The 24535-nt window shown below is 70.8% G+C and carries 19 protein-coding genes; 17 read left to right on the plus strand and 2 right to left on the minus strand.

Annotation, left to right across the window (positions count from 1 at the left end):
- Nucleotides 1-303: 303 nt before the first annotated feature.
- A complete protein-coding gene (locus ACWDSL_RS33910) occupies nt 304-1128 on the minus strand; it encodes an NAD-dependent epimerase/dehydratase family protein (protein WP_450491788.1) in 825 nt (274 codons plus the stop codon).
- Between the two features lie 266 nt (nt 1129-1394).
- Here ACWDSL_RS33910 and ACWDSL_RS33915 point away from each other — a divergent pair, with 266 nt between their 5' ends.
- The 15 genes from ACWDSL_RS33915 (at nt 1395) to ACWDSL_RS33985 (ending at nt 20284) form a co-directional block, all read left to right on the plus strand.
- Complete coding sequence (locus ACWDSL_RS33915; protein ID WP_450491789.1) at nt 1395-2372, plus strand: 5-dehydro-4-deoxyglucarate dehydratase; 978 nt, start codon at nt 1395-1397, stop codon at nt 2370-2372.
- A 98-nt stretch (nt 2373-2470) separates the two neighbouring features.
- Entirely contained in the window at nt 2471-3670 is a 1200-nt protein-coding gene (locus ACWDSL_RS33920) for a hypothetical protein (protein ID WP_450491790.1), read from the plus strand.
- Between the two features lie 136 nt (nt 3671-3806).
- Nucleotides 3807-4517 (plus strand): GntR family transcriptional regulator, encoded by a 711-nt coding sequence (locus ACWDSL_RS33925; protein WP_450491791.1) that lies wholly within the window; start codon nt 3807-3809, stop codon nt 4515-4517.
- Nucleotides 4518-4696: 179 nt separating this feature from the next.
- The gene (locus tag ACWDSL_RS33930) at nt 4697-5599 is read left to right on the plus strand and encodes a dihydrodipicolinate synthase family protein (RefSeq protein ID WP_385615365.1); all 903 of its coding nucleotides are present in this window, start codon (nt 4697-4699) and stop codon (nt 5597-5599) included.
- The gene (araD, locus tag ACWDSL_RS33935) at nt 5596-7362 is read left to right on the plus strand and encodes an L-arabinonate dehydratase (RefSeq protein WP_450491792.1); all 1767 of its coding nucleotides are present in this window, start codon (nt 5596-5598) and stop codon (nt 7360-7362) included. Before ACWDSL_RS33930 ends, araD begins: the two co-directional genes overlap by 4 nt.
- Before the next feature lie 101 nt (nt 7363-7463).
- A complete protein-coding gene (locus tag ACWDSL_RS33940; RefSeq protein ID WP_450491793.1) occupies nt 7464-8417 on the plus strand; it encodes a carbohydrate ABC transporter permease in 954 nt (317 codons plus the stop codon).
- Nucleotides 8414-9313 (plus strand): carbohydrate ABC transporter permease, encoded by a 900-nt coding sequence (locus ACWDSL_RS33945; protein WP_450491794.1) that lies wholly within the window; start codon nt 8414-8416, stop codon nt 9311-9313. The genes ACWDSL_RS33940 and ACWDSL_RS33945 overlap by 4 nt, the downstream gene beginning before the upstream one ends.
- Before the next feature lie 78 nt (nt 9314-9391).
- On the plus strand, nt 9392-10777 hold the full coding sequence (locus tag ACWDSL_RS33950) for a pectate lyase family protein (protein ID WP_450491795.1): 1386 nt from the start codon (nt 9392-9394) through the stop codon (nt 10775-10777).
- A gap of 9 nt (nt 10778-10786) precedes the next feature.
- The gene (locus ACWDSL_RS33955) at nt 10787-11986 is read left to right on the plus strand and encodes a Gfo/Idh/MocA family protein (protein WP_450491796.1); all 1200 of its coding nucleotides are present in this window, start codon (nt 10787-10789) and stop codon (nt 11984-11986) included.
- Nucleotides 11983-12864 (plus strand): DUF6807 domain-containing protein, encoded by an 882-nt coding sequence (locus ACWDSL_RS33960; RefSeq protein ID WP_450491797.1) that lies wholly within the window; start codon nt 11983-11985, stop codon nt 12862-12864. The genes ACWDSL_RS33955 and ACWDSL_RS33960 overlap by 4 nt, the downstream gene beginning before the upstream one ends.
- A gap of 91 nt (nt 12865-12955) precedes the next feature.
- A complete protein-coding gene (locus ACWDSL_RS33965; protein ID WP_450491798.1) occupies nt 12956-14545 on the plus strand; it encodes a family 43 glycosylhydrolase in 1590 nt (529 codons plus the stop codon).
- A 119-nt stretch (nt 14546-14664) separates the two neighbouring features.
- Nucleotides 14665-16590 carry a pectinesterase family protein gene (locus ACWDSL_RS33970; protein ID WP_450491799.1) on the plus strand — a complete coding sequence of 642 codons (1926 nt, stop codon included), beginning with the start codon at nt 14665-14667 and terminating at the stop codon, nt 16588-16590.
- Nucleotides 16591-16617: 27 nt separating this feature from the next.
- Nucleotides 16618-17955 (plus strand): ABC transporter substrate-binding protein, encoded by a 1338-nt coding sequence (locus ACWDSL_RS33975; protein ID WP_450491800.1) that lies wholly within the window; start codon nt 16618-16620, stop codon nt 17953-17955.
- 122 nt (nt 17956-18077) lie between these two features.
- On the plus strand, nt 18078-18902 hold the full coding sequence (locus ACWDSL_RS33980) for a rhamnogalacturonan acetylesterase (RefSeq protein ID WP_450491810.1): 825 nt from the start codon (nt 18078-18080) through the stop codon (nt 18900-18902).
- A gap of 65 nt (nt 18903-18967) precedes the next feature.
- Nucleotides 18968-20284 (plus strand): pectate lyase family protein, encoded by a 1317-nt coding sequence (locus ACWDSL_RS33985; RefSeq protein WP_450491801.1) that lies wholly within the window; start codon nt 18968-18970, stop codon nt 20282-20284.
- A 149-nt stretch (nt 20285-20433) separates the two neighbouring features.
- Here the strand turns inward: ACWDSL_RS33985 and ACWDSL_RS33990 are convergent, their stop codons facing one another.
- Nucleotides 20434-21324, minus strand: a complete 891-nt coding sequence (locus tag ACWDSL_RS33990; RefSeq protein ID WP_450491802.1) for a class I SAM-dependent methyltransferase — start codon at nt 21322-21324, stop codon at nt 20434-20436.
- A 328-nt stretch (nt 21325-21652) separates the two neighbouring features.
- On the opposite strand from ACWDSL_RS33990, the gene ACWDSL_RS33995 reads away from it, so the two are divergent.
- Both ACWDSL_RS33995 and ACWDSL_RS34000 read left to right on the plus strand, forming a co-directional pair.
- The gene (locus ACWDSL_RS33995) at nt 21653-22894 is read left to right on the plus strand and encodes a right-handed parallel beta-helix repeat-containing protein (RefSeq protein ID WP_450491803.1); all 1242 of its coding nucleotides are present in this window, start codon (nt 21653-21655) and stop codon (nt 22892-22894) included.
- Nucleotides 22895-23056: 162 nt separating this feature from the next.
- Complete coding sequence (locus ACWDSL_RS34000; protein WP_450491804.1) at nt 23057-24502, plus strand: NCS2 family permease; 1446 nt, start codon at nt 23057-23059, stop codon at nt 24500-24502.
- Nucleotides 24503-24535 lie beyond the last annotated feature (33 nt).

Below are 24535 nucleotides of genomic sequence, written 5' to 3' on the forward strand. Positions count from 1 at the left end.
GGGGTGCGGGAGCGCGACGGATGGGCAGGCACGCGGGGGACGGGATCGCCTCTCCACCCACCTGCTCTCAGAAAACCACTTGATGCGGTACTTGATGCAGAGCAAGCATCTTTTTAAGAGCAGGCGGGTGGAGAGCCCCAACCGGACCGGCCCCCTCCGCTTCCCGTTGCTGGCCGCTGTGCGCCGAAGGCGCGAGACGATGCCCGCACGCGGCGTCCGGACCATGCCGTCCAGCGATCGCCGGCCCGTTCGTCACGCTCGCGCCCTGCTTGCCCGCTCTGGGGAGCCGCAGCGGGTGCTTGCTCAGTACGGCCAAATTGGCGGGTTCGTGCAGAAGTGCCCGCCCAGATAGGCATGGTCGGGGTTCTCCGGATCAAGCTCGCCCTGCTCGGCGATGAGCTTCGCCGTGTACGGCTCCGAGTCGTCCTGCGGCTCGTAACCCAGCGCACGCGCTGAGGTGAGGTCCCACCACAGGCGGGTGTTGGCCGAGCTGCCGTACACGACCGTATAGCCGACGTCCTCCGCCGTAAGGGCCGCATGGAGAAGCCGGGCGCCGTCGGCCGGGCTCATCCAGACCGAGAGCATCCGGACCGACGTCGGCTCGGGGAAGCAGGAGCCGATGCGGATGGCGACCGTCTCGATGCCGTGCTTGTCCCAGTAGAAGGACGCCAGGTCCTCGCCGAAGGACTTGGACAGGCCGTAGAACGTGTCCGGGCGGCGCGGGGTGTCGATGGGGATGAGGGATTCATCCGGCACGGGGGTGGTGGCCGGGCGGGGGGTGAAGCCGACCGCGTGGTTGCTGGAGGCGAAGACGACGCGGCGGATGCCCGCCTCGCGTGCCGCCTCGTAGAGGTTATAGGTGCCCTCGATGTTGGCCCGCAGGATCTTCTCGAACGGGGCTTCCAGGGAGATGCCCGCGAGGTGGATGATCGCGTCGACCCCCCGTACGGCCTCCCGCAACGCGTCCTTGTCGGCGAGATCCGCGGTGATGGCGTCCGGCTCGCCCTCGATGGGCATGACGTCGAAGAGGCGTAGCCGATATCCGTACGTCGCGGGCAGCAGTTCGCGCATCAGGGTGCCCATGCCGCCGGCGGCGCCGGTGAGGAGAACGGTGCGGGGAGCGGGCATGTGGGGAACTCCTCCGTTAAGGGCGGAAATTCATACATAGATGCCGTTCATGAACATGGACACGCTAGGGACGGTGGCGGGGGTGCGTCAAGAGTCGAGGGTGGGGGTGGGGTCGTGTCGCGCGCGGGTCCGTGTGCGTGCAGCCGCCTTGACCCGCGCGGGCGGGCTGTCCTACCGTGGCTGCGTTCATGAATGTAGATGACGATCAGAAGCATGTACGCGCCGATGAGGTGATGGCACGTCGGCGCACACGACAGGGAGAGCCCGTGACCTCAGCCTCACTCGCCGAGCGCCTTGACGGACTGCTGTTCTTCCCCGTGACCGCCTACGGGCCCGACGGCGCCCTGGACCTCGAGGCGTATCGCGCGCATGTGCGCGGCGGGATCGAGGCGGGGGCGGCCGCTGTCTTCGCGTGCTGTGGCACCGGTGAGTTCCACGCGCTCACCGCCGAGGAGTTCCGCGCCACCGTCGCCGCCGCCGTCGAGGTGGCCGACGGGCGGGTGCCGGTGATCGCCGGGGCGGGGTATGGCACCGCCCTCGCCATCCAGTACGCGAAGCTCGCCGAGGAGGCCGGGGCGGACGGGCTGCTGGCCATGCCGCCGTATCTGGTCGTCGCCTCCCAGAAGGGGCTGCTGCGGCACTACACCGCGCTCGCGGACGCGACCGGCCTCGACGTCATCGTCTACCAGCGGGACAACGCCGTCTTCACCCCGCAGACCGTGGTCGAGCTCGCCAAGGTCCCCGGCATCATCGGGCTCAAGGACGGCCTCGGCGACCTGGATCTGCTGCAGCGCATCATCAGCGCGGTGCGCGCCGACGACCCCGAGGGGAAGTTCCTCTACTTCAACGGGCTGCCCACCGCCGAGCTGACCGGGCTCGCCTACCGCGGCATCGGCGTGCTGCTCTACTCCTCCGCGGTCTTCTGCTTTGCCCCCGAGATCGCCCTCGCCTTCCACAAGGCCCTGGTCACGGGCGACGACGCGACGTGCAACGCGCTGCTGGACGGTTTCTACCGGCCGCTGGTCGAGCTGCGCAACCAGGGGCGCGGCTACGCCGTCTCGCTGGTCAAGGCGGGGGTGCGGATGCGCGGCCTGGACGTCGGCGAGGTGCGCTCGCCGCTGTCGGAGCCCAGCCCCGCCCACGTCAAGGAGCTGGCCGAGCTGATCGAGCGCGGGCTGGCCCTGGTGCCCGGGGGCGACGCCGCTACCGGAGCCGCCGCTACCGTAGCCGACGACCGCGTCTGACGACCGCGTCTGACGACCGCGTCTGACGACCGCGTCTGACGACCGCGTCTGACGACCGCGTTTGACGTCCGCCCGACGACCCCTAGGGGGAAACCGCGTTGAAAGCCTCCGCCTTCGTCTACCCCTGGGACGTCGTCGGCGATCCCGACGCCGCCCGCCGTATCGCCGACCTCGGGGTCCAGCAGGTCACCCTCGCCGCGGCGTACCACTCCACCCGCGCGCTGACCCCGCGCCACCCGCGCCACCGCATCGTCACCGCCCGGCACGCCGCCGTCCTCTACCCGCCGGACCCGGACCGCTGGGCGGGCCGCCCCCTGCGTCCGTACGAGCAGTCCTGGGTGGACGGCGCCGACCCGTACGGCGAGGCGGCCGGCGCCCTCGCCGACGCCGGGCTCGAGGTGCACTCCTGGGTGGTCCTCGCGCACAACTCCCGTATGGGCGACGAGCTTCCGCACACCTCCGTGCGCAACGCGTACGGCGACCGCTACCCCTGGGCGCCCTGTATCGCCCGCCCCGAGGTGCGCGCGTACGTGGTCGACCTGGCCGCCGAGGCGGCGGTGCGCCCCGGCACCCGCGGCACCGAGCTGGAGTCCTGCGGCTGGTACGGGGTCACACATCTGCACGCGCACGACAAGATCGGCGGGGTGCCGCTCGGCGGCGCGGCCCAGTACCTGATGTCGCTGTGCTTCTGCGACAGCTGCCACGCGGGCTACGCCTCGCTCGGCGCCGACCCCGAGGAGCTGCGGCAGGCGGTGCGGCGCGCACTGCGGCCCATCTGGTCGGGGGAGGTGGCCCAGGGCGGCGGCGATCGGGCCGCGGAGTGGGCCGAGGTGGAGAAGCTGCTCGGCGCCGACCACGTCGTTACCTTCGCCACCTGGCGCGACCGGGTCGCGGCCGAGCTGCAGCGGGACGCCGTCGCCGCCGTACGGGGGGCGGCGAGCGGCGAGTTCCAGGTGCTGCTGCACGCCGACCCGGCGCCCCACCGCTTCGGCGCGAACGTCGGGGTGGACCCCGAGGGCATCCTCCGCCACGCCGACGGCGTCGTACTGCCCTGCACCGGGAACGACGCGGGGCGGGTCGATGTGCTGACCCCCTTCGTCCCGCACAAGACCGAACGCACCACCCTGGCGGCGAACTTCACCGTCGTCGCCGGTATGGGCGGCAGCCCGGGCACCCTCGAAGCCGACGCCACCCACGCGGTCGGCCTCGGCGCGGACGAAATCCGGCTCTACCACGCCGGACTCGCCTCCGATGCGGACCTCGCCGCCGTGCGTACCGCCCTCGAACGGCTCCCCTGACGCCCACTCAACTCACGAGGCGCGCCCCGGCAATTTTTGTCAGAACCGTTGACGAACCCCCGGGGCGGTCCTAATTTCATCGCGTCGTACTTCGTACGTCATATATGAGACGCGATATGTGAGATCTGAGAACCCCATGGACATTGCGCCGAGCCCGATCCCCTCCCGTACGCAGTACGTACTGGAGGCGGTCAAGCACGGGATCCTCACCGGACGGCTGCGGCCCGGCCAGCCCCTCGTCGAGAACGAGCTGGCCGCCCAGTTCGGCGTCTCCAAGACCCCGGTCCGCGAAGCCCTCAAGACCCTCGCGGGCCGCGGGCTCGTCGTGATGAGCGAGTACAAGGGCGCGACCGTACGCACCGTCGACACCGCCATGGCCCAGGCCGTCTACGACGTACGCCTGCTGCTCGAGCCCGAGGCGCTGCGCCGCACCGTCACCACGCGCGCCGACCTGGCCGGCGCGAGCGCCGCCCTGGAGCGCTCCGCCGCCGCGGCCGACCCGGCCGGCCGCTCGCTGGCCAACCGCGACTTCCACCGCGCGCTGTATCTGCCCTGCGGCAACCCGCTGCTGGCCGGAATCCTCGACGAGCTGCGCGATCAGGCGGCCCTCGTCTCCGCCGTCGCCTGGCAGGCCGTTCCGTCCTGGGAGCGGGAGGCGGACGAGCACCGCGAGATCCTTGCCCGCGCGCTCGACGGCGACGCGGACGGCGCGGCCGCCGCCCTGCACGACCACATCGCGTCCTTCGTCCGGCGCGCCTTCCCGGACGTCGCGGAAGTCCCCGAACGCCCGGAAGCCGCAGGCGGTCTGGCCCCGGGCGCTGCCCGGGCCGCGGAGGCCGCCCCCTAGACCGCGTGGGCGCGTGCGATGAGGGGACGGTCCCGCACGCGCCCACGCGACCCACGCCCCAACCCGCGACCGCCCCCGGCCGACAGGCCCAACCGGCCCACCGACCCCTATCGATATGCGGCTCCGCCGCGTGCGGCCCGACCAGCCGTACCGGCCCGACCAGAAGGGATAGGCACCGTATGGACCACTCACCACTGAGGGCGGCGCTCGCGGACGTCGTGGCGATCCCGGTGACTCCGTACGACGCCGAGGGCGCCGTGGAACAGGACACCTACCGCGCCCTGCTGCGCCGGCTCCTGGACGGCGGCGTACGGGCCGTCACCCCCAACGGCAACACCGGCGAGTTCTACGCCCTCACCCTCGCCGAGCGCCGATTAGTCACCGAGCTGACGGTGGCGGAGACCGGCGACCGGGCCGCCGTCCTCGTCGGCGTCGGCCACGACGTGGCCACCGCGGTCGAGGCCGCCCGGCACGCCGGCGAGGTGGGCGCCGGGATGGTGATGGTGCACCAGCCCGTGCACCCCTACGTCTCCCAGGACGGCTGGGTCGACTACCACCGCGCCATCGCCGAGGCCGTCCCCGAGCTCGGGGTGGTGCCGTATCTGCGCAACCCGCTGATCGAGGGGGCCGCCATCGCCCGGCTCGGCGAGGCGTGCCCCAACGTCATCGGCGTCAAGTACGCGGTCCCGGACGCGGCGCGCTTCGCCGCGGTGGCCCGCGACGCGGGGCTCGACCGGTTCGTCTGGGTGGCCGGGCTCGCCGAGCTGTACGCGCCCTCGTACTGGGCCGTCGGCGCCACCGGCTTCACCTCCGGACTGGTCAACGTCGCTCCGAAGGTCTCGCTCGACATGCTGGGCGCGCTGCGCGCCGGGGACTACGCGGGCGCGATGAAGGTGTGGGAGCAGATCCGGCCGTTCGAGGATCTGCGCGCCGCCCACCAGTCGGCCAACAACGTCAGCGTCGTGAAGGAAGCGCTTGCCGCGCTGGGCTTGTGCCGCCGCGACATCCGCCCGCCGAGCAGCGCGCTGCCCGAACCGCAGCGCGCCGAGGTCGCCGCGCTCGTCCAGGGGTGGGCGATATGACGCCCGCGACCCCCCAACCCCCCACGAGCTCCGGTAGAAAGACGCCCGAACAACTGCGCAGCCACCAGTGGTACGGCACGGACGGCCTGCGCTCCTTCAGCCACCGGGCCCGTACCCGCCAGCTCGGCTACCTCCCCCAGGAGCACCTGGGCAAGCCGGTCATCGCGATCCTCAACACCTGGAGCGATATCAACCCCTGCCACGTCCATCTGCGGGACCGCGCGCAGGCGGTCAAGCGCGGGGTGTGGCAGGCCGGCGGATTCCCGCTGGAATTCCCGGTGTCGACGCTCTCGGAGACCTTCCAGAAGCCGACGCCCATGCTCTACCGCAATCTGCTCGCCATGGAGACCGAGGAGCTGCTGCGCTCCTACCCGGTGGACGGCGCGGTCCTGATGGGCGGCTGCGACAAGAGCACCCCCGCGCTGCTGATGGGGGCGGCCACCGCCGATCTGCCGACCGTGTTCGTGCCGGCCGGGCCGATGCTGCCGGGCCACTGGCGCAACGAGGTGCTGGGCTCGGGCACCGATATGTGGAAGTACTGGGACGACAAACGGGCCGGGTTAATCGGCGACTGCGAGATGTCCGAGCTGGAGAGCGGCCTGGCCCGGTCGCCCGGTCACTGCATGACCATGGGCACCGCCTCGACGCTGACGGCCGCCGCCGAGGCGCTGGGCGTCACCGTCCCCGGCGCCTCCTCCATCCCGGCCGTCGACTCCGGGCATGAGCGAATGGCCGCGGACTCGGGGCTGCGCATCGTCGAACTGGTCTGGCAGGACCTCAAGCTCTCCAGGATCCTCACCCGTGAGGCATACGAGGACGCGGTCGCCACCGTCCTCGCGCTCGGCGGCTCCACCAACGCCGTGATCCATCTGATCGCCATGGCCGGGCGGTCCGGGGTGCGGCTCACTCTCGACGACTTCGACCGGATCGCCCGTACCGTCCCGGTGCTGGCCGACCTCCGCCCCGGCGGCCGCTATCTGATGGAGGACTTCTACTTCGCGGGCGGTCTGCCCGGCTTCCTCGCCGAACTGGCCCGGTTGAAGGACGTCCTGCACCTGGACCGCCCGACCGTCGCCCACACCACCCTGAGCGAACAGCTCGACGGCGCCCTCGTCCACAACCCCGAGGTCATCCGCCCGCTCGACAACCCGCGGGCGAGCGAGGGGGGAGTGGCGGTGCTGCGCGGCAATCTGTGCCCCGACGGCGCGGTCATCAAGCACATCGCCTGCGAGCAGCGGCTGCTCGAACACACCGGCCCGGCCGTCGTCTTCGACGACTACAAGACGATGCAGGCCACCATCAACGACCCGGCCCTCGGCATCACCGAGGACAGTGTGCTGGTGCTGCGCAACGCCGGCCCGCTCGGCGGCCCCGGGATGCCCGAGTACGGCATGCTGCCGATCCCCGACCACCTCCTCAAGAAGGGGGTGCGGGACATGGTCCGTATCTCCGACGCGCGGATGAGCGGGACCAGTTACGGCGCTTGTGTGCTGCATATCGCGCCCGAGTCGTACGTCGGCGGGCCGCTCGCCCTCGTCCGCACCGGCGATCTGATCACCCTCGACGTCGAGGCGCGCACGCTGCGCCTGGAGGTCGACGACGCCGAGCTGGAGCGGCGCCGGGCGGCCTGGACACCGCCCCCGCCCCGCTACGCCCGCGGCTACGGCGCGCTCTACCAGGAACAGATGACCCAGGCCGACACCGGCTGCGACTTCCGCTTCCTTTCCGCCCCCGGCGTGGACCCCGAGCCATACGCGGGCTGAACTCCCCTCTGAGCAGCAATTTTTTTGCACGACATACCGAACAACATTCGGTAAGCGCTTCACCCGCCCGACCGTGCACCCCTGAGAACGGAGAAGCAGTCATGGCCGACGCCGTGGCGAAACCACCCCGGGTCACCCGGCGCCGTACCAGCGGTACCAAAGGCATGGGCAAAGGCAAAGGCTCCGCCCGCCGCCTCCCGTATCTGCTGATCGCCCCCGCGGGGCTGCTGATGCTGGGCTTCATCGCCTATCCGATGCTCAGCGTCCTCTACTACAGCCTGCAGAACTACAACGTCACCAAGCCCTGGCGGAACGGCTACGCGGGCCTGGACAACTTCACCAAGATCTTCACGGACGACCCGCAGTTCTGGGACACCCTCGCCTTCAGCGGCAAATGGGTCGTCACCGAGGTGCTGCTGCAGCTCGTCCTCGGACTCGCGCTCGCCCTGCTGGTCAACCAGACCTTCATCGGCCGCGGCATCGCCCGCGCCCTGGTCTTCTCGCCCTGGGCGGTGTCCGGGGTGCTGACCACCACCATCTGGATGCTGCTCTACAACCCGTCCACCGGCATCAGCCGCTATCTGGCGGACGCGGGGATCGGCAGCTACGGCACCTCGGTGCTCTCCGACACCGGCACCGTCTTCTGGGCGGCCGTGCTGGCCGAACTCTGGCGCGGCGTCCCGTTCTTCGCCATCCTCATCCTGGCCGATCTGCAGTCCATCCCGAAGGATCTGTACGAGGCGGCCTCGGTCGACGGCGCGGGCCGGACGCGGCAGTTCTTCCACATCACCCTGCCGCATCTGAAGGACGCGATCATCCTCTCCACACTGCTGCGCGGGGTGTGGGAGTTCAACAACGTCGACCTCCTCTACACCCTCACCGGCGGCGGCCCGGCCGGGCAGACCACCACCCTCCCGCTGTATGTCGCCAACACCGGTATCGACGGGCACGACTTCGGCTACGCCTCCGCGCTGACCACCGTCGCCTTCGTGATCCTTCTCTTCTGCTCGATTCTCTATCTGCGCCTGAGCAAGTTCGGAGGCGACAACAAGTGACCACCGCACTCGCGGAGAAGGGCCTCGCCCCCGCCCCCGCCACCGCTCCGGCCGCGCACAAGGGCAAGAAGCGCGGGCGCGGGATCGACCAGGGCGTGCCGCGCTGGCAGATCTATCTGCCGCTGGCCCTCTATCTGCTGTTCACCCTGATCCCGTTCTACTGGATGCTGCTGTTCGCGCTGCGCCCGGCCGGCTCCACCTCGCTGGTGCCCTGGCCGATGACCGGCGAGCACTTCGCCAAGGTCTGGAACGAGCGAAGCTTCGGGATCTTCTTCCAGAACAGCATGATCGTCGGAGTCTCCTCGCTGGTGATGACCACGGCGGTCGCCCTGGCCGGCGGCTACGCCCTGGCGCGCTTCGACTTCAAGATCAAAAAGGCGTTCATGCTGGCGCTGCTGGCCTCGCAGTTCATCCCCGGCGCGCTGATGCTGGTCCCGCTCTTCGAGATCTTCAAGAACCTGCAGATGATCAACTCACTGGGGAGTGTGGTCATCGCGGAGACGGTCTTCCAGCTACCGCTGTCCATGATCCTCATCAGCGGCTTCATCAAGAACGTGCCGGTGTCCCTGGAGGAACAGGCCTGGGTGGACGGCTGCGGACGCTTCCGCGCCTTCTGCGCGGTGGTGCTGCCGCTACTGCGGCCCGGCCTGATCGCGGTGGGCTCCTTCGCCTTCGTCCACAGCTGGAACCACTTCCTGTTCGCCCTGATGTTCCTGAGCTCCCAGGACAAGCAGACCATCCCGGTCGGCCTCAACACGCTGATCGGGTCGGACAGCGTCGACCTGGGCGCCCTGGCGGCGGGCGGAGTGATCGCCGCCGTGCCCGTCGTCATCGTGTTCGCCTTCATCCAGAAGTGGCTGATCACGGGCTTCAGCGCGGGCGCGGTCAAGGGCTAGGCGCCAGGCCGTAACGCCGCCGCGCAGCGGCTCGGCCGCCGATCGGAGTACGACTCTCGCGGACAAGGAGGTCCGAAGATGCGCATGGCGCACCCCCAGGGACGGGGGGTTCCAGCGAAATCGCGCGCGAAGCGCACGGGGTGGACCCGGCTCGGTACGACGGCCCTGGCCGCCGCCGCGCTTGTCGGGTTGGCCCTGCCCGCCGGGGCGCAGGCCGAGCCGCCCGCGCCCAGCCACGACTACGGCCGCGACCTCGGGCGCGAGGTGCTCGGGGCGGACGACGGATGGGCGGCGGAGGGCGCCGGGACCACCGGCGGGGCCGCGGCCGACGACGCGCAGGTGTTCACCGTACGGAACCGGGCGCAGCTGGCCGCCGCGCTGGACGGCGGCAGCCCCGTACCGAAGATCATCTACGTCCGGGGGACCATCGACGCCAACACCGACACACAAGGGCGCCCGCTGAGCTGCGCGGACTACGCCACCGACGGCTACACCACCGAGAAGTACCTGACCGCCTACGACCCCCGCACCTGGGGCGGCCAGAAGCCCTCCGGCCCGCAGGAGGAGGCCCGCGCCGCCTCCGCCGCGCGCCAGGCGGAGCGGGTCGAGCTGGCCGTCGGCTCCAACACCACCCTCGTGGGCCTCGGCCGGGACGCCGTCCTCAAGGGCGCGAGCCTCCAGGTCAAGGACGCCTCCAACGTCATCGTGCGCAACCTCGAACTGCGCGACGCCTACGACTGCTTCCCCGTCTGGCAGCCCAACACCGGCGGCCTCGGGGACTGGAAGACCGCGTACGACAACATCTGGCTGCGCGGCGCCGGCCACGTCTGGGTCGACCATGTGACCCTCAGCGACAAGGGACACCCGGACGCCGCCGAGCCCACCTACTTCGGCCGCAACTACCTGCGTCACGACGGGCTGCTGGACATCACCAACGGCTCGGATCTGGTGACCGTCTCCTGGAGCCGGTTCGCCGACCACGACAAGGCGATGCTCATCGGCAACGGCGACAACGTCACCACGGACCGCGGCAAACTGCGCGTCACTCTCCACCACAACAGCTTCAAGGGCGTCGTCCAGCGCGCTCCCCGGGTCCGCTTCGGCCAGGTCCACGTCTACAACAACGCCTACGACGTCCCCGAGGGCGCCGACTACCGCTACTCGTGGGGCGTATCCACCGAGTCGCGGATCTACGCCGAGAACAACGCGTTCACCACGCCCGGCCATATCGAGGCCGCCGACCTGGTCAAGAGCTGGAACGGCAGTGCCCTGCACCAGAAGGGCAGCGAGTTCAACGGCTACCCCGTCGACCTGCTGGCCATTTACAACTCGTACAACTCCGGCAGCGAACGCGACCTGGACCCCGACGCGGGCTGGACCCCCGCCCTGCACGGCCGGATCGACGGCGCGGCGAAGGCGGCCCGGGACGTGGCGCGCGGCGCGGGCGCCGGACGGATCGGCTGAGAGGCGACCATGGAACCCACCCCCCTTGTACTCGCCGGGGCCCGCGGCCACGGCCGCTGGCACCTGGAGAACATCCGGCGGCTGACCGTCCAGGGCCTGGTCCGGCTCGCCGGAGTCTGCGAACTCACCCCCCTGACCGCCGAAGAGCTCGGCGACGGCCTCGCCGGCCCCGGCACTCCCACCCCCGGCACCCCCGCCCCCGAACAGTCCGCCGACCTCGCCGACCTGGTGACCCGTACGGGCGCCCGGATCGCCATCATCTGCACCCCCATCCACACCCACGCCGACCTCGCCCTCGCCGCCGCCGGCCGCGGCGCCCACCTGCTGCTGGAGAAGCCCCCCACGCCCTCCTACGCCGAGTTCACCCGCATGACCGAGGGCCTGGACAGACTCGGCACCGCCTGCCAGATCGGCTTCCAGTCGCTGGGCTCCCACGCCCTGACCGCGATCCGGAAACTCATCTCCGACGGCGCCATCGGAGAGATCACCGGCATCGGCGCGGCCGGCGCCTGGGCCCGCGACGAGGACTACTACACCCGCGCCGCCTGGGCCGGACACCGCTCCCTCGACGGCCGGGACGTCATCGACGGCGTACTCACCAACCCCCTCGCCCACGCCGTCGCCACCGCCCTGTACATCGACGGAGCCGACCGAGCCGAGGACATCACCTCCATCGAGCTGGAGCTGTTCCGGGCCAACGACATCGAGGCCGACGACACCTCCTGCGTACGGCTGCGCACCGCAGGCAACACCACCGTCACCGTCGCCGCCACGCTCTGCGCCGAACAGCCCGGCGAGCCGTACGTCCTGATCCACGGCGACCGCGGCCGGATCACCTTCTGGTACAAGCTCGACCGGGTGCTCCTGGAGCGCCCGGGACATGAGCCGGAGACCACCGACCACCCCAGGACCGACCTCCTGGAGAACCTGGTCGCGCATCTGCGCGACGGCACCGAACTGCTCGTCCCCCCACACCGCACCGGCGCGTTCATGCGCGTCGTCGAAGCCATCCGCACCGCCCCCGATCCGGTCCGGCTCCCCGCGGACGCCTGGCGCACCGAGCCGGGCATCGGCGCGGCGCCCTCGGCGAAGCGCCGCGTCGTACCGGGCATCGACCGCCTGGTCGCCGCCGGCGCGGAACGCCTCGCCCTCTACTCGGAACTGCGCGCCCCCTGGGCCGCACCCCCCGCGGAGGTCCCCCACACATGAACCGTTCCCTGACCAACCGGCCCCCCTGCACCCTGCTGCGCTGCGACGGACGCCCCGTCGGCACCTACACCCACCGCCCGCAGCTCCCCGACACCCTCTCCCCCCGCCCGTATCTGCACCCCGTACGGACCCTGGCCGGCATCACCGTCACCGAGTCGCGCCCCGCCGACCACCCGCACCACCTGGGCGTCGGCGTGGCCGTCCCGGACCTGGCCGGGCGCAACTTCTGGGGCGGCCGCACCTATGTGCGCGGCAAGGGTCCCACCGAACTGGACAACCACGGCTCGCAGCGCCACCTGGGCTGGCTGCTGCGCGACCCGGACGGCTTCGTGGAGGAGCTGTCGTGGGTCGCGGGCGGGCGGCAGATCCTGCTGGAGCGGCGTACGGTCGCGGTGCGCGCCCTCTCACACGGCGCCGACGGCTGCTGGGCGCTCGACTTCACCACCGCCCTCACCAACGTGACCGGGGAGACCGTCACCATCGGCAGCCCGGCCACCAACGGCCGCCCCGGCGCGGGCTACGGCGGCTTCTTCTGGCGCGCGCCGCGCCGCGCCGAGCCGCCGCGGGTCTTCAGCGCCGACGGCGAGGGCGAGGCCGCGGTGCACGGCAGGCCCTCGGACTGGCTGGCGCTCGCGGCCGAGGACTGGACCCTGGTGTTCGCCGGGGCGACCGGCGACACCCGCGCCGACCCCTGGTTCGTCCGCACCGGCGACTACCCGGGCGTCGGCTCGGCCCTCGCCTGGGACCGGCGGCTGGCCATCGCCCCCGCCGACACCGTCACCCGGCGCATCGTCACCGCGGTCGCCGACGGCCGCCTGGACCGCCGGACGGCGGCCCGGATCGGGGCGCAGCTGTCCGACAAGGGGGCGACCGTATGAGCGACGCGCACGCGGCCGCCGGGCCGCGGACGGCGGCGATAGCGGCACCTCTGCGCCGCGTGTGCGGAGAAGCGAAGAAGGGAGGCACAGCATGAGCGCTTTGGCAAAGGTCCCTGTCTGGCGCTCCGACCAGGGCGACGGCACATACCGCAACCCCGTGCTGAACGCCGACTGGTCGGACCCGGACGCCATCCGGGTCGGCGACGACTACTACCTCACCGCCTCCAGCTTCGGCCGCGCCCCCGGCCTGCCGATCCTGCACTCCCGCGACCTGGTCAACTGGCGGCTCATCGGACACGCCCTGGAACGCCTCGAACCCGAGGAGGCGTTCGCCGCCCCACGGCACGACTGCGGGGTGTGGGCACCCAGCATCCGTCACCACGACGACCGCTTCTGGATCTTCTGGGGCGACCCCGACACCGGCATCCACCAGATCAACGCCCCCGACCCGCGCGGCCCATGGACCAGGCCGCAGCTGCTCAAGGCGGGCAAGGGCCTGATCGACCCCTGCCCGCTGTGGGCCGAGGACGGCGCGGCCTACCTGGTCCACGCCTGGGCCAAATCCCGCGCCGGGGTCAAGAACCGGCTCACCGGTCACCGGATGAGCCCCGACGGCACGGCCCTGCTGGACGAGGGCACACTGATCGTCGACGCGGACGCCATCCCCGGCTGGTTCACCCTCGAAGGGCCGAAGCTCTACCAGCGGGACGGCTGGTTCTGGATCCTTGCCCCGGCGGGCAGCGTGGAGACCGGCTGGCAGGGCGCGCTGCGCTCGCGTGACTTCTTCGGCCCGTACGAACACCGCACCGTCCTCGCCCAGGGCCGCACCGACATCAACGGTCCGCACCAGGGCGCCTGGGTGGACACCCCGGCGGGCGAGGACTGGTTCCTCCACTTCCAGCAGCGCGGCGCGTACGGGCGCGTGGTGCACCTCCAGCCCATGGAGTGGGCCGAGGACGGCTGGCCCGCGATGGGCGACCGAGGCGAACCCGTCGCCACGTACCGCAAACCCAAGGCGGATCCGCAGCCCCCCGAGGCCCCGGCGACCGACGACGGCTTCCCGGGCGGGCGGTACGGCCGCCAGTGGTCGTGGACGGCCAACCCGGCCCCGGGCTTGACCACCGCCCACAGCGGCGACGGCCTGTGGCTGACCTGCCACCGCACCGCGGACGCGGACGATCTGCGGCGGCTGCCGAACGTGCTGGTGCAGCGGCTGCCCGCGGAGGAGTTCACGGTGACGGTCGAGCTGTCCCTGCGCAGCGAGGTGCCGGGCGCCAAGGCCGGACTCGCCCTCCTGGGCGACGCGTTCGGCTGGATCGGCCTGGAGCGTACGGCGAACGGAACCCGCCTCGTCCACCGCTTCGCCGACGTCGCCACCGAACGCGAACGAGACGCCGAACCCCCACGCGACGCCCCCGACGGCCGGGCCCGCCTCCGGATCGAGGTCACCCGCGGCGCCCGCTGCCGCTTCCTCACCAACACGGGCACGGGCACGGGCACGGGCACGGGCACGGACACGGGCACGGACAACGGCTGGCACCCCTCCGGCCCCGTCTTCGCCGCCACCCCCTGGCGCTGGGTAGGCGCCCTCCTGGGCCTCTTCGCCACAGCCCCCAAGGGCCAGGGACTACCGGGCCACGCCGAATTCAAAAACTTCCGTACGGAAGGAACAGCCCCATGAGGTTGTGGGCAATCGTCCCGCGGGGCGGGACGGGTGGGCACACCCCCACCCGCAGACGGCCACGCACAGCAAGCACAACGGCGCGACCCTTAGGACCCACGGCCGTATTGCTGGCCGTGATGCTCACGCTATTCGCAGCGTTCCAAGGGCCCACGGCAACGGCACAAGACAAAACCCAAGCCACAACCAAAACCTGGCCCGACAAACCAGACGGCTTCGCCGCCACCGCAGGCGGCACAACAGGCGGCGCCGGCGGCAAAGTAGTAACCGTCCGCACCCAGCAAGACCTCACCACGTACGCCGCCTCCCCCAACCCCTACATCATCCGCATCGCAGGCTCCATCGACGTCTCCCCCTTCGGCTCCGACATCATCGTCGCCTCCAACAAGACCCTCATCGGCGTGGGCACCACCGGGGAGATCGTCCACGGCGAGCTCCATCTCAACCCCGGCACCCACAACGTCATCATCCGGAACCTCACCATCCGGGACAGCTATGTCGAGGGCGACTGGGACGGCAAGACCCAGGACTTCGACGCGATCCAGATGGACACCGTCCACCACGTATGGATCGACCACAACACGCTCACCCACATGGGCGACGGACTGCTCGACATCCGCAAGGACAGCGACTACATCACGGTCTCCTGGAACGTCTTCAAGAACCACAACAAGGCGTTCGGCCTCGGCTGGACCGACAACGTGACCACGAACATCACCGTGCACCACAACTGGTTCACCGGTATCAAGCAGCGCAGCCCGTCCATCGACAACGCCGCCCACGCCCACCTCTACAACAACTACCTGTCCGCCCAGTACCGGGACGAGGACCCGGTGTGGACGTACGGCAACTGGTCCCGCGGCCGGACCAAGATGGTGATCGAGAACAGCTACTACGACGGGATCCGCCACCCCTACCAGGCCGACGAGACCGCCGAGCTGGTCCAGCGCGGCAGCATCGCCCGCGACACCACGGGTCGCCACGACACCCGGGGCACCGCATTCGACCCGCACGACTTCTACCCGTACCGGCTCGACCCGGCCGCCGCCGTGCCCGCCCTGGTGAAGAAGTTCTCCGGACCGCAGAGCAGCCTCGGCACCGACACCGTGCTGCGCGTCGCGGCCGACGGCTCCGGCGACTTCGGTACCGTCCAGGCCGCCGTCAACGCCGTACCGTCGGGCAACGACGGCCGGATCACGATCGCCATCGCGCCCGGCACCTACCGCGAGCAGGTCCGCGTCCCGGCCGACAAACCGCGTCTCACCTTCCTGGGCACCGGACGGGACCGCGGCGACACCGTCATCGTCCACGACACCCCCGCCGAGTACGGCGGCTCCACCGGCAGCGCCACCGTCCTGATCGCCGCGAGCGATGTGACCGCCCGCCACCTCACCTTCGTCAACGACTTCGACGAGGCCGCCCACGACCTCAAGGGTGAGCAGGCGCTGGCCATGAAGACGACCGGCGACCGGATCGTCTTCACGGACACGGCCTTCAAGGGCAACCAGGACACCCTGATGACCGACAGCCCCAAGCTGACCACCGTCAGCCGCGTCTACCTCCGCGACGCGTATATCGAAGGGGACGTCGACTTCATCTACGGCCGCGCCACCACCGTCATCGAGCGCTCCACCATCAAGGCGCTCAGCCGCGGCAGCGACAGCAACAACGGCTACATCACCGCCGCGAGCACCTGGAAGGGCAATCCGTACGGCTTTCTCATCACCCGGAGCCGGATCGTCAGCGACGCGCCCGACCAGACCTTCCACCTCGGCCGACCCTGGCACCCCGGCGGTGAGCCGGACGCCATCGCCCAGGTGCTGATCCGCGACACCTGGCTGCCCGCCGCGATCAAGTCCTCCCCGTGGACGGACATGAGCGGATTCCCGTGGCAGGAAGCCCGTTTCAGCGAGTACCGCAACACCGGACCGGGGGCCGCCCCGTCCGCCGACCGACCGCGGATGACGGACGCCGACGCCGCGGACCACGAGGTGGCCGACTACCTCGCGGGCGGCGACGGCTGGGCACCCCAGACTCACCGCTAGGAGATGCGCACCATGCGAATGAACCCGATGAGAAAGCACCCGATACCAGCCGTACGTGGCGCCGCCGCCGTGGCCGTGACGCTCGCCCTCGCCCTGTCCGCCACCGCGTGCGGGGACGACGGGTCGAGCTCCGGGTCGGAGGGGTCCGGCAAGGGCAAGATCGTCTTCTGGGACAACAACGGCGGCCCGCGCACCGCGATCTGGAAGCAGATCATCGCCAAGTTCGAGAAGAAGTACCCGGACATCGAGGTCGAGTACGTGCCGATCCCGATCGCCGACGTCCAGTCGAAGTACAGCACGGCCATCCAGGGCGGCAACGACAGCCTGCCCGACGTGGGCGGCGTGGGCACGGCGTACCTGGCCAACCTCGTCGTCCAGGGCGCCCTGGAGCCGGTCACCGACCGCATCCAGGACAGCTCGCTCAAGGGCAAGCTGGTCAAGAACATGGTGGACAGCGTCCGCGCGGCCGGTGGCGACGACAAGGAGATGTTCTCCGTCCCGACCTCGGCCAACCAGGGCACCCTGTGGTACCGGACCGATCTGTTCAAGGCGAAGAACCTGCCCGCGCCGACCAGCTGGGACAACTTCTACAAGGCCGCCGACGCGCTGACCGACCAGGACAAGAACAAGTTCGGCTTCACCCTGCGCGGCGGGGCAGGGTCCATCGCCCAGGCGATGGAGATGATGTACGCCCAGTCCGGGATCGACACCTTCTGGGACGGCGAGAAGACCACCCTCAACGACCCCAAGAATGTGGCGGCGCTGGAGAAGTACGTCGCCCTCTTCAAGAAGGCCACCCCGGAGGCCGACCTGAACAACGACTTCACCAAGATGGTCGCCGAGTTCGACCAGGGCGACATCGGCATGCTGCAGCACAACCTCGGCAGCTACAACGACCATGTGAAGGCGTTCGGCAAGGACAAGATCGCCGGTGTGCCGATGCCGCCGTCCGCCGAGGGGCAGCCGCGCACCATCGTCTCCAACCCGGTCGACGGCCTCGGCCTGTTCAAGGCGAGCAAGAACAAGGCGGCGGCCTGGAAGTTCATCGAGTTCGCGGCCTCCGCGGAGATGAACAGCCTCTGGAACGAGGATGTCGGCGCCATCCCGGCCAATGTCGACGCCGCGAACGACGCCTGGATCCAGCAGGCCCCGCCGACCAAGGCGGCGCTGCAGTCGCTCAGCGATCCGCAGACCAAGGTGGTGCAGCTGCCGTACTACCTGCCGGACTGGAACACCATCAGCAAGGCGGACAACGAGCCGAACTTCCAGCGGGTGCTGCTCGGCAAGATGAGCGCCAAGGATTTCTGCGACAAGGTCGCCAAGGAGCTCAACGCGGCCCAGGCCGACTGGAAAGAGCACAACTGAGGCGCGTTCGCGTCGCGGGCCGGCCGCCGTACGCCGGCGGCCGGCCCGCGCTCACCCACACACACACCCGTGCACCCCCTGAATCCGTGACCCGTGACCCGGACGAAAGGCATTCGCACGCCATGGCACTCTCCCGCAGACACGCGGCGGCGTCGCTCGCCGCCGTCCCGCTCGCCCTCGCCTCGACCGGTACCGCCCAGGCCCGCTCCGGTGGGCGCGGCAGGCCCCGCGCCGAGGTGACCGTCTACCTCGCGGGCGACTCCACCGCCGCCACGAAGGCGGCCTCGGCGGCCCCCGAGACCGGCTGGGGGATGGCCCTGCCCTTCTTCCTCGCCGACCGGCTGCGGGTCGCCAACCACGCCGTCAACGGCCGCAGTTCGAAGAGCTTCTACGACGAGGGGCGGCTCGCGGCGATCCTGGCCGCCATCCGGTCCGGCGACTTCCTGTTCATCCAGTTCGGCCACAACGACGAGAAGACCGACGACCCGGCCCGGGGCACCGATCCGGCCACCACCTATCCGCAGTATCTGCGGCGGTACGTGGGCGGGGCGCGCGACCGGGGCGCCCGCCCGGTGCTGCTGACCTCCGTCGAGCGTCGTAAGTTCGACGCGGCGGGCACCGCTCAGCCCACGCACGGCGCCTACCCCGACGCGGTGCGCTCCCTCGCCCGGGCCGAAGGGGTGCCGCTGATCGACGTACAGGCGTCGAGCATCGCCCTGTGGCAGCGGCTCGGGCCCGAGTCCACCAAGGGCTGCTTCAACTGGCTCGACCCGGGGGAGTCGCCCAACTACCCGGACGGCAAGCAGGACAACACCCACTTCCAGCCGCACGGCGCGATCGAGGTGGCCCGCCTGGTGGCGCGCGAGCTCAAGGCCAAGGGAGTGCTGGCCCCGTCCGACGTACGCCGCCTGGACGAGGCGATCCCGGACAGCTGGATCACCTGGTAGCGCCCCGCGCCCCCGCCGCCATCCCTTCCCCGTACGCCCCCACACGCCCCGCAAGGAGCCGGACCATGCGCACTCCCAGATGTCATGCCCGCGTCGCCTCGCTCGCCTCGGTGCTCTGCTGCGCCGCCCTCGTACTCGCCGCCGCCCCCGCCACGGCAGCCCCCGCGGCCCCCTCCGTGCCCGTACGCGGCACGCTCCCGGCGGGCGACGGCTGGGCCTCCGCCGACGGCGGCACGACCGGCGGCGCCAAGGCCGACAAGGCCCATACCTTCACCGTCACCAACGGGGCCCAGCTCGCCAAGGCGCTCGACGGCTCCGACGGCAGCCCGCGCATCATCTACGTCAAGGGCACCATCGACGCCAACACCGACGCCGCCGGCAAGCCGCTGAGCTGCGCCGACTACGCCACCGACGGCTACGGCCTGGACGCCTACCTCACCGCGTACGACCCGGCCACCTGGGGCGACGCCCAGCCGTCCGGCCCCCAGGAGGACGCCCGCGCCGCCTCCGCCGCGCTCCAGGCGAAGCGCGTCAAGCTGGCCGTCCCCTCCCACACCACCATCGTCGGCGTCGGCCGGGACGCCCGGCTGCTGGGCGCCAGCCTCCAGGTCACCGGCGCGGACAACGTCATCGTCCGCAACCTCACCTTCGAGGACGCCTTCGACTGCTTCCCCGCCTGGGACCCGACCGACGGCGCGGACGGCGCCTGGAACTCCGAGTACGACAACCTCGTCGTCTACGGCTCCACCCATGTCTGGGTCGACCACAACACCTTCACCGACGGCCGCCGCCCCGACAGCGCCCAGCCCCGCTACTACGGCCAGCTCTACCAGCAGCACGACGGCGAACTGGACGTGGTGCGCGGCGCCGACCTCGTCACTGCCTCCTGGAACCTCTTCGCCGACCACGACAAGACGCTGATGATCGGCAACAGCGACAGCGCGGGCGCCACCGACCGCGGCAAGCTCCGCGTCACCCTCCACCACAACGTCTTCAAGAACATCGTCGAACGCGCCCCGCGGGTCCGCTTCGGCAAGGTCGACGTCTACAACAACCACTACATCGCCCCCGCCGCGGGCTACGCCTACAGCTGGGGCGTCGGCGTCGAGTCCCAGCTGTACGCCGAGGCCAACGCCTTCACGCTGCCCGGTGCGGTCGACCCCGCCAAGGTCATCAAGAAGTGGAAGGGCACGGCGCTCACCGAGAAGAACAACTACGTGGGCGGCAAGCCCGCCGGTCTCCTCGCCGCCCACAACGCGGGCGTCCCCGACGAGCAGTTGGGCGATGACGCGGGCTGGACGCCGACGCTGCGCACCCGCGTCGACGCGCCGGGCGCGGTGCCCGGCATCGTCGACGGGCGCGCGGGCGCGGGCCGCCTCTGACAGCCGCCACCCCCAAGCGGGGAGGCCGGGCGATACCTGGCCCCGCCCGGCCTCCCCTCCGCCCTCCACCGGCATCTGGGTTTGTGGTGAGTATGAGACACGGACACGCCGTGGCATCGGCGTGTCCGTGTCTCATACGCACCACAAATTCACCGGTGCTGGGCGCGCGTCGCGACGCGGAGGACGTGTGCCGTCGAGCGGCGTCCGCCCTCGGCCGGGGCTTGGCCGGCGCTCCCGTTGGTGTGGTGATCGGCGTAACGGGCCAGGAGCCGGACCGCGTCCAGGTCCTCCACCGCCGCGAAGCCCGCCTCCCGCAGGTCCGCGGCCAGCTCCTCGGGGGCGAAGTAGCTCAGGAAGGGCTCGCCGACTGCGGCCACGCGTGCCGCGCGGGTGCTGTGGGCGGCGCGGACGCGCGGTGTCATGGCGCTCGGCGGCTCGCTGTAGTCGAAGACGGCCTCCGCGCCGCCGGGCAGGCCCGCGAGGTGGGCGAGCGTGCCGAACACCGCCTCGCGGGTCAGATACGGCACCACGCCCAGCCAGCTGAAGAACGCCGGTCGCGCCGGGTCGAATCCGGCCGCCGCCAGGCCGTCGCCCAGGCTCTCCCGCTCGAAGTCGACCGGTGCGAAGGTCAGCGACGGCGGCAGCGGGATGCCGGCGCCGGACAGGCGCTCGCGCTTCCACTCCTGGGTGGCCGGGTGGTCCACCTCGAAGACCGTGAGACCGGCGGCCTCGTGCGGATTGCGGTAGGCGAAGGTGTCAAGACCGGCGCCCAGGACCACGAGTTGGCGTACGCCGCGCGCGACGGCGGCGGCCAGGTGGTCCTCGGCGAAGCGCGAGCGCGCGGCGATGAAGAGCCGGAAGCCCCGGCGCCCGGGCGGGGTGCGGGCCGTCTCGAGCTGGCTGAGCAGTTCTTCGGAGTCCGCGCCGAGGATGCGGACGGCCAGCGGATCGCGGAACAGGCGGCCCCCGTCCAGCGTTTGATGGGCCGCGCGGAGCGCGGCGACCCGCCGGGCGGTGCGGCTGGGGCTGCGCGGCTGCATCTCGGGCCTCCTGGGCCTCGGGCGGAAGTTAGTACGGCAAGGTAGTTGCCTGGGGCGACTATAGCCGAGATCTCGCGCTCGGAGTCGCGCCGCGGCCCGGGGCGATCCCTCCTGTGTGCAGCCTGACCGCCTTTGATCGGCGAGGAGGCTTCTCCGGCCACGAAATGATCAAGGTTTGCCCCGGCCTCTCGTGCGACCATCCCGATTTCGTAATCTAAGAATTCGCGAGTGCGCGGCAACCTAAGCTGGGGTTGGCGGCAACTACAGCTTGGAACAGGTCGGACCAGGATCCCCCGGCCCGTTCCCTCGACGCAGAACAGGAGTTGCCATGGGGCTGAGGCGCAAGCGCGGTCGCCACCGCCGCCGGAAGGACCGTACGCTGCCGCTGGGCAGCGCCGTCATCGTGGCATCGGCCGTGGCGGGCGTCTATCTGACGGCGGCGCCCGAAGGCGCGAGCGCGGTGGCGTCGACCGTGTATGTGTCCGCGCAGGGCGACGACGGCGCCTCGGGTTCGCTCGAATCCCCGTACCGCACGCTGGAGAAGGCCTTCTCGATCGCGAAGGCGGGCACCGTCATCGAGGTGCGCGGCGGCACGTACTACCCCGCCCGGACGCTGCGCAGCTCCGTCGACGGCACCGCCCGGGACCGCGTCGAGCTGCGGCCGTACCGCGCCGAGCAGGTCCGGGTCGACGGCTCGCGGCTCTCCACCGGCTCCTCGCTGCTCTCGCTCCGCGCCGACTTCTGGACCGTCTCGGGCATGGAATTCCGCAACGCCCCCGGCGGCGGCCTGGTCTGCAACTCCTGTGCGCGCACCGTCTTCGCCAACCTCTCCACCCACGGCAACGGCGACACCGGGCTCACGCTGCGCGGCAAGGGCACCGACAACAACGTCATCCGCAACCTGGACTCGTACGACAACCACGACGACGCCACCGGCGGCAAGCAGGCGGACGGCATAGCCGTCACCCACGGCTCCGGCAGCGGCAATGTGATCACCGGAGTCCGGGCGTTCAACAACAGCGACGACGGCGTGGACCTGTGGAGATGGGCCAGCCCGGTCACCATCGAGCACACCTGGGCCTTCGGGAACGGCGAGAACCGCTGGCGCATCCGCGACTTCCGTGGCGACGGCAGCGGCTTCCAGCTCGGCGGCGACGCCCCGGCCCCCTCGCCCGCCCATGTCGTACGGAACTCCGCCGCCTGGGACAACACCCAGTTCGGCTTCTCGGCCAATGGCAACACCGGCGCGATCCGCCTCCGGCGCACCACGGCGTACGGCAACCAGGCCGCCGGCTACGCCTTCGCCGGCTCCCGCGCCCGGCTGGAGCGCAACCTCTCCGTCTCCAACGGCGACACCAACGCCGACGCCGGCCCGGAGGCCGTCTCCCAGGGCAACAACTGGAGCCCCGGCCGGGGCAGCGGCTGGAGCGCCGGAGGCGCGGCCACCCCGCCCTTCGTCACCACCGACCCCGTCACGGCCCTCGGCGCCCGGCGGCAGGACGGCTCGCTGCCCGTCACCAGCTTCCTGGTCGTGGCCGACGGCTCGGAGATCGGCTCGACGATGGAGTGACGCCCGTCGCGGCGCCCACCGCACCGCACCGCGCCGCGCGGCCAGTTGATCTCGGAGCACAACTTGATCTCGTAACACGGCGAAAACCTGAGCGGTCCGCGTAGTGGGCACAATCCAGTCACCCCGCACGCGTTTGATTCACGCTTAAAGGAGCGCCACGACATGGCAAGACAGGTGACCGACAAGGCACCGGACCCAACTGTCCCACCCCAGAGCCCACTTGACCGGTTCTTCCGGATATCCGAGCGGGGCTCGACCCTCGGCCGGGAGGTCCGGGGCGGGTTCGCCACCTTCTTCACAATGGCTTACATCCTCGTGCTGAACCCGATCATCCTGGGCAAGGCGGAGGACAAGTTCCAGGATCATCTCGACGGCGCGCAGCTGGTCACCGCGACCGCCCTGGTCGCCTGTGTGATGACGATCCTCATGGGCGTCGGCGGCAATCTGCCGCTCGCGCTCGCCGCCGGGCTCGGGCTCAACGCGGTCGTCGCGTATCAGATCGCCCCGCAGATGAGCTGGCCCGACGCCATGGGCCTGGTGGTGCTGGAGGGCCTGATCATCTGTGTGCTGGTGGGCACCGGGCTGCGCGAGGCGGTGATGAACGCGATCCCGCAGCCGCTGAAGCAGGCGATCAGCGTGGGCATCGGCCTGTTCATCGCCTTCATCGGCTTTATCGACGCGGGCTTCGCCACCCGTATCCCGGGCATGGACGGTTCGGTTCCGGTCCAGCTCGGCGCGACCGGGCGGCTGACCGGCTGGCCGGTGCTGGTCTTCTGCCTCGGGGTGCTGCTGACCATCGCCCTGATGGTGCGCAAGGTCAAGGGCGCGATCCTGATCAGCATCGTCGCCTCGACCGTGGTCGCGGTCATCATCAACGAGATCGCCGATATCAAGCCGCAGGCGTGGGGGCTGACCGTGCCCTCCCTCCCGGACAAGGTCGTCGACACCCCGGACTTCGGCCTGATCGGCTCCTTCAGCCTGTTCGGGGCGTTCGAGCAGGTCGGCGTGGTCACCATCGTCCTGCTGATCTTCACCCTGATCCTGTCCGACTTCTTCGACACCATGGGCACGGTCGTCGGCGTGAGCAACGAGGCCGGGCTGCTGGACAAGGACGGCAACGTGCCCAACCTGGGCCGGGTGCTGCTGATCGACGGCGTGGCGGCGGCCGCGGGCGGCGCGGCGTCCGCCTCGTCCAACACCAGCTATATCGAGTCGGCGGCCGGGGTCGGCGAGGGGGCGCGCACCGGCTTCGCCAGCGTGGTCACCGGCGCGCTGTTCGGGCTCGCCCTCTTCCTGACCCCGCTGGCGACGATGGTGCCCGCCCAGGCCGCCACCCCGGCGCTGATCGCGGTGGGATTCCTGCTGATGAGCCAGGTGCGGCATATCGAGTGGGAGCGCTACGACATCGCCATCCCGGCGTTCCTCACCATCGTCGTCATGCCGTTCACCTACTCCATCACCAACGGGATCGGCGCCGGGTTCATCGCGTATGTGCTGATCAAGGCGGTCCTGGGCAAGGCGCGTGAGGTGCACTGGCTGCTGTGGGGGACGGCGGCGCTGTTCGTCCTCTACTTCGGGATCGACCCGATCGAGCAGCTGCTCACCTGAGCCTGAGCCTGAGCCTGAGCCTGAGCCCGAGCC

The sequence above is a fragment of the Streptomyces sp. NPDC000941 genome, assembly GCF_053599555.1.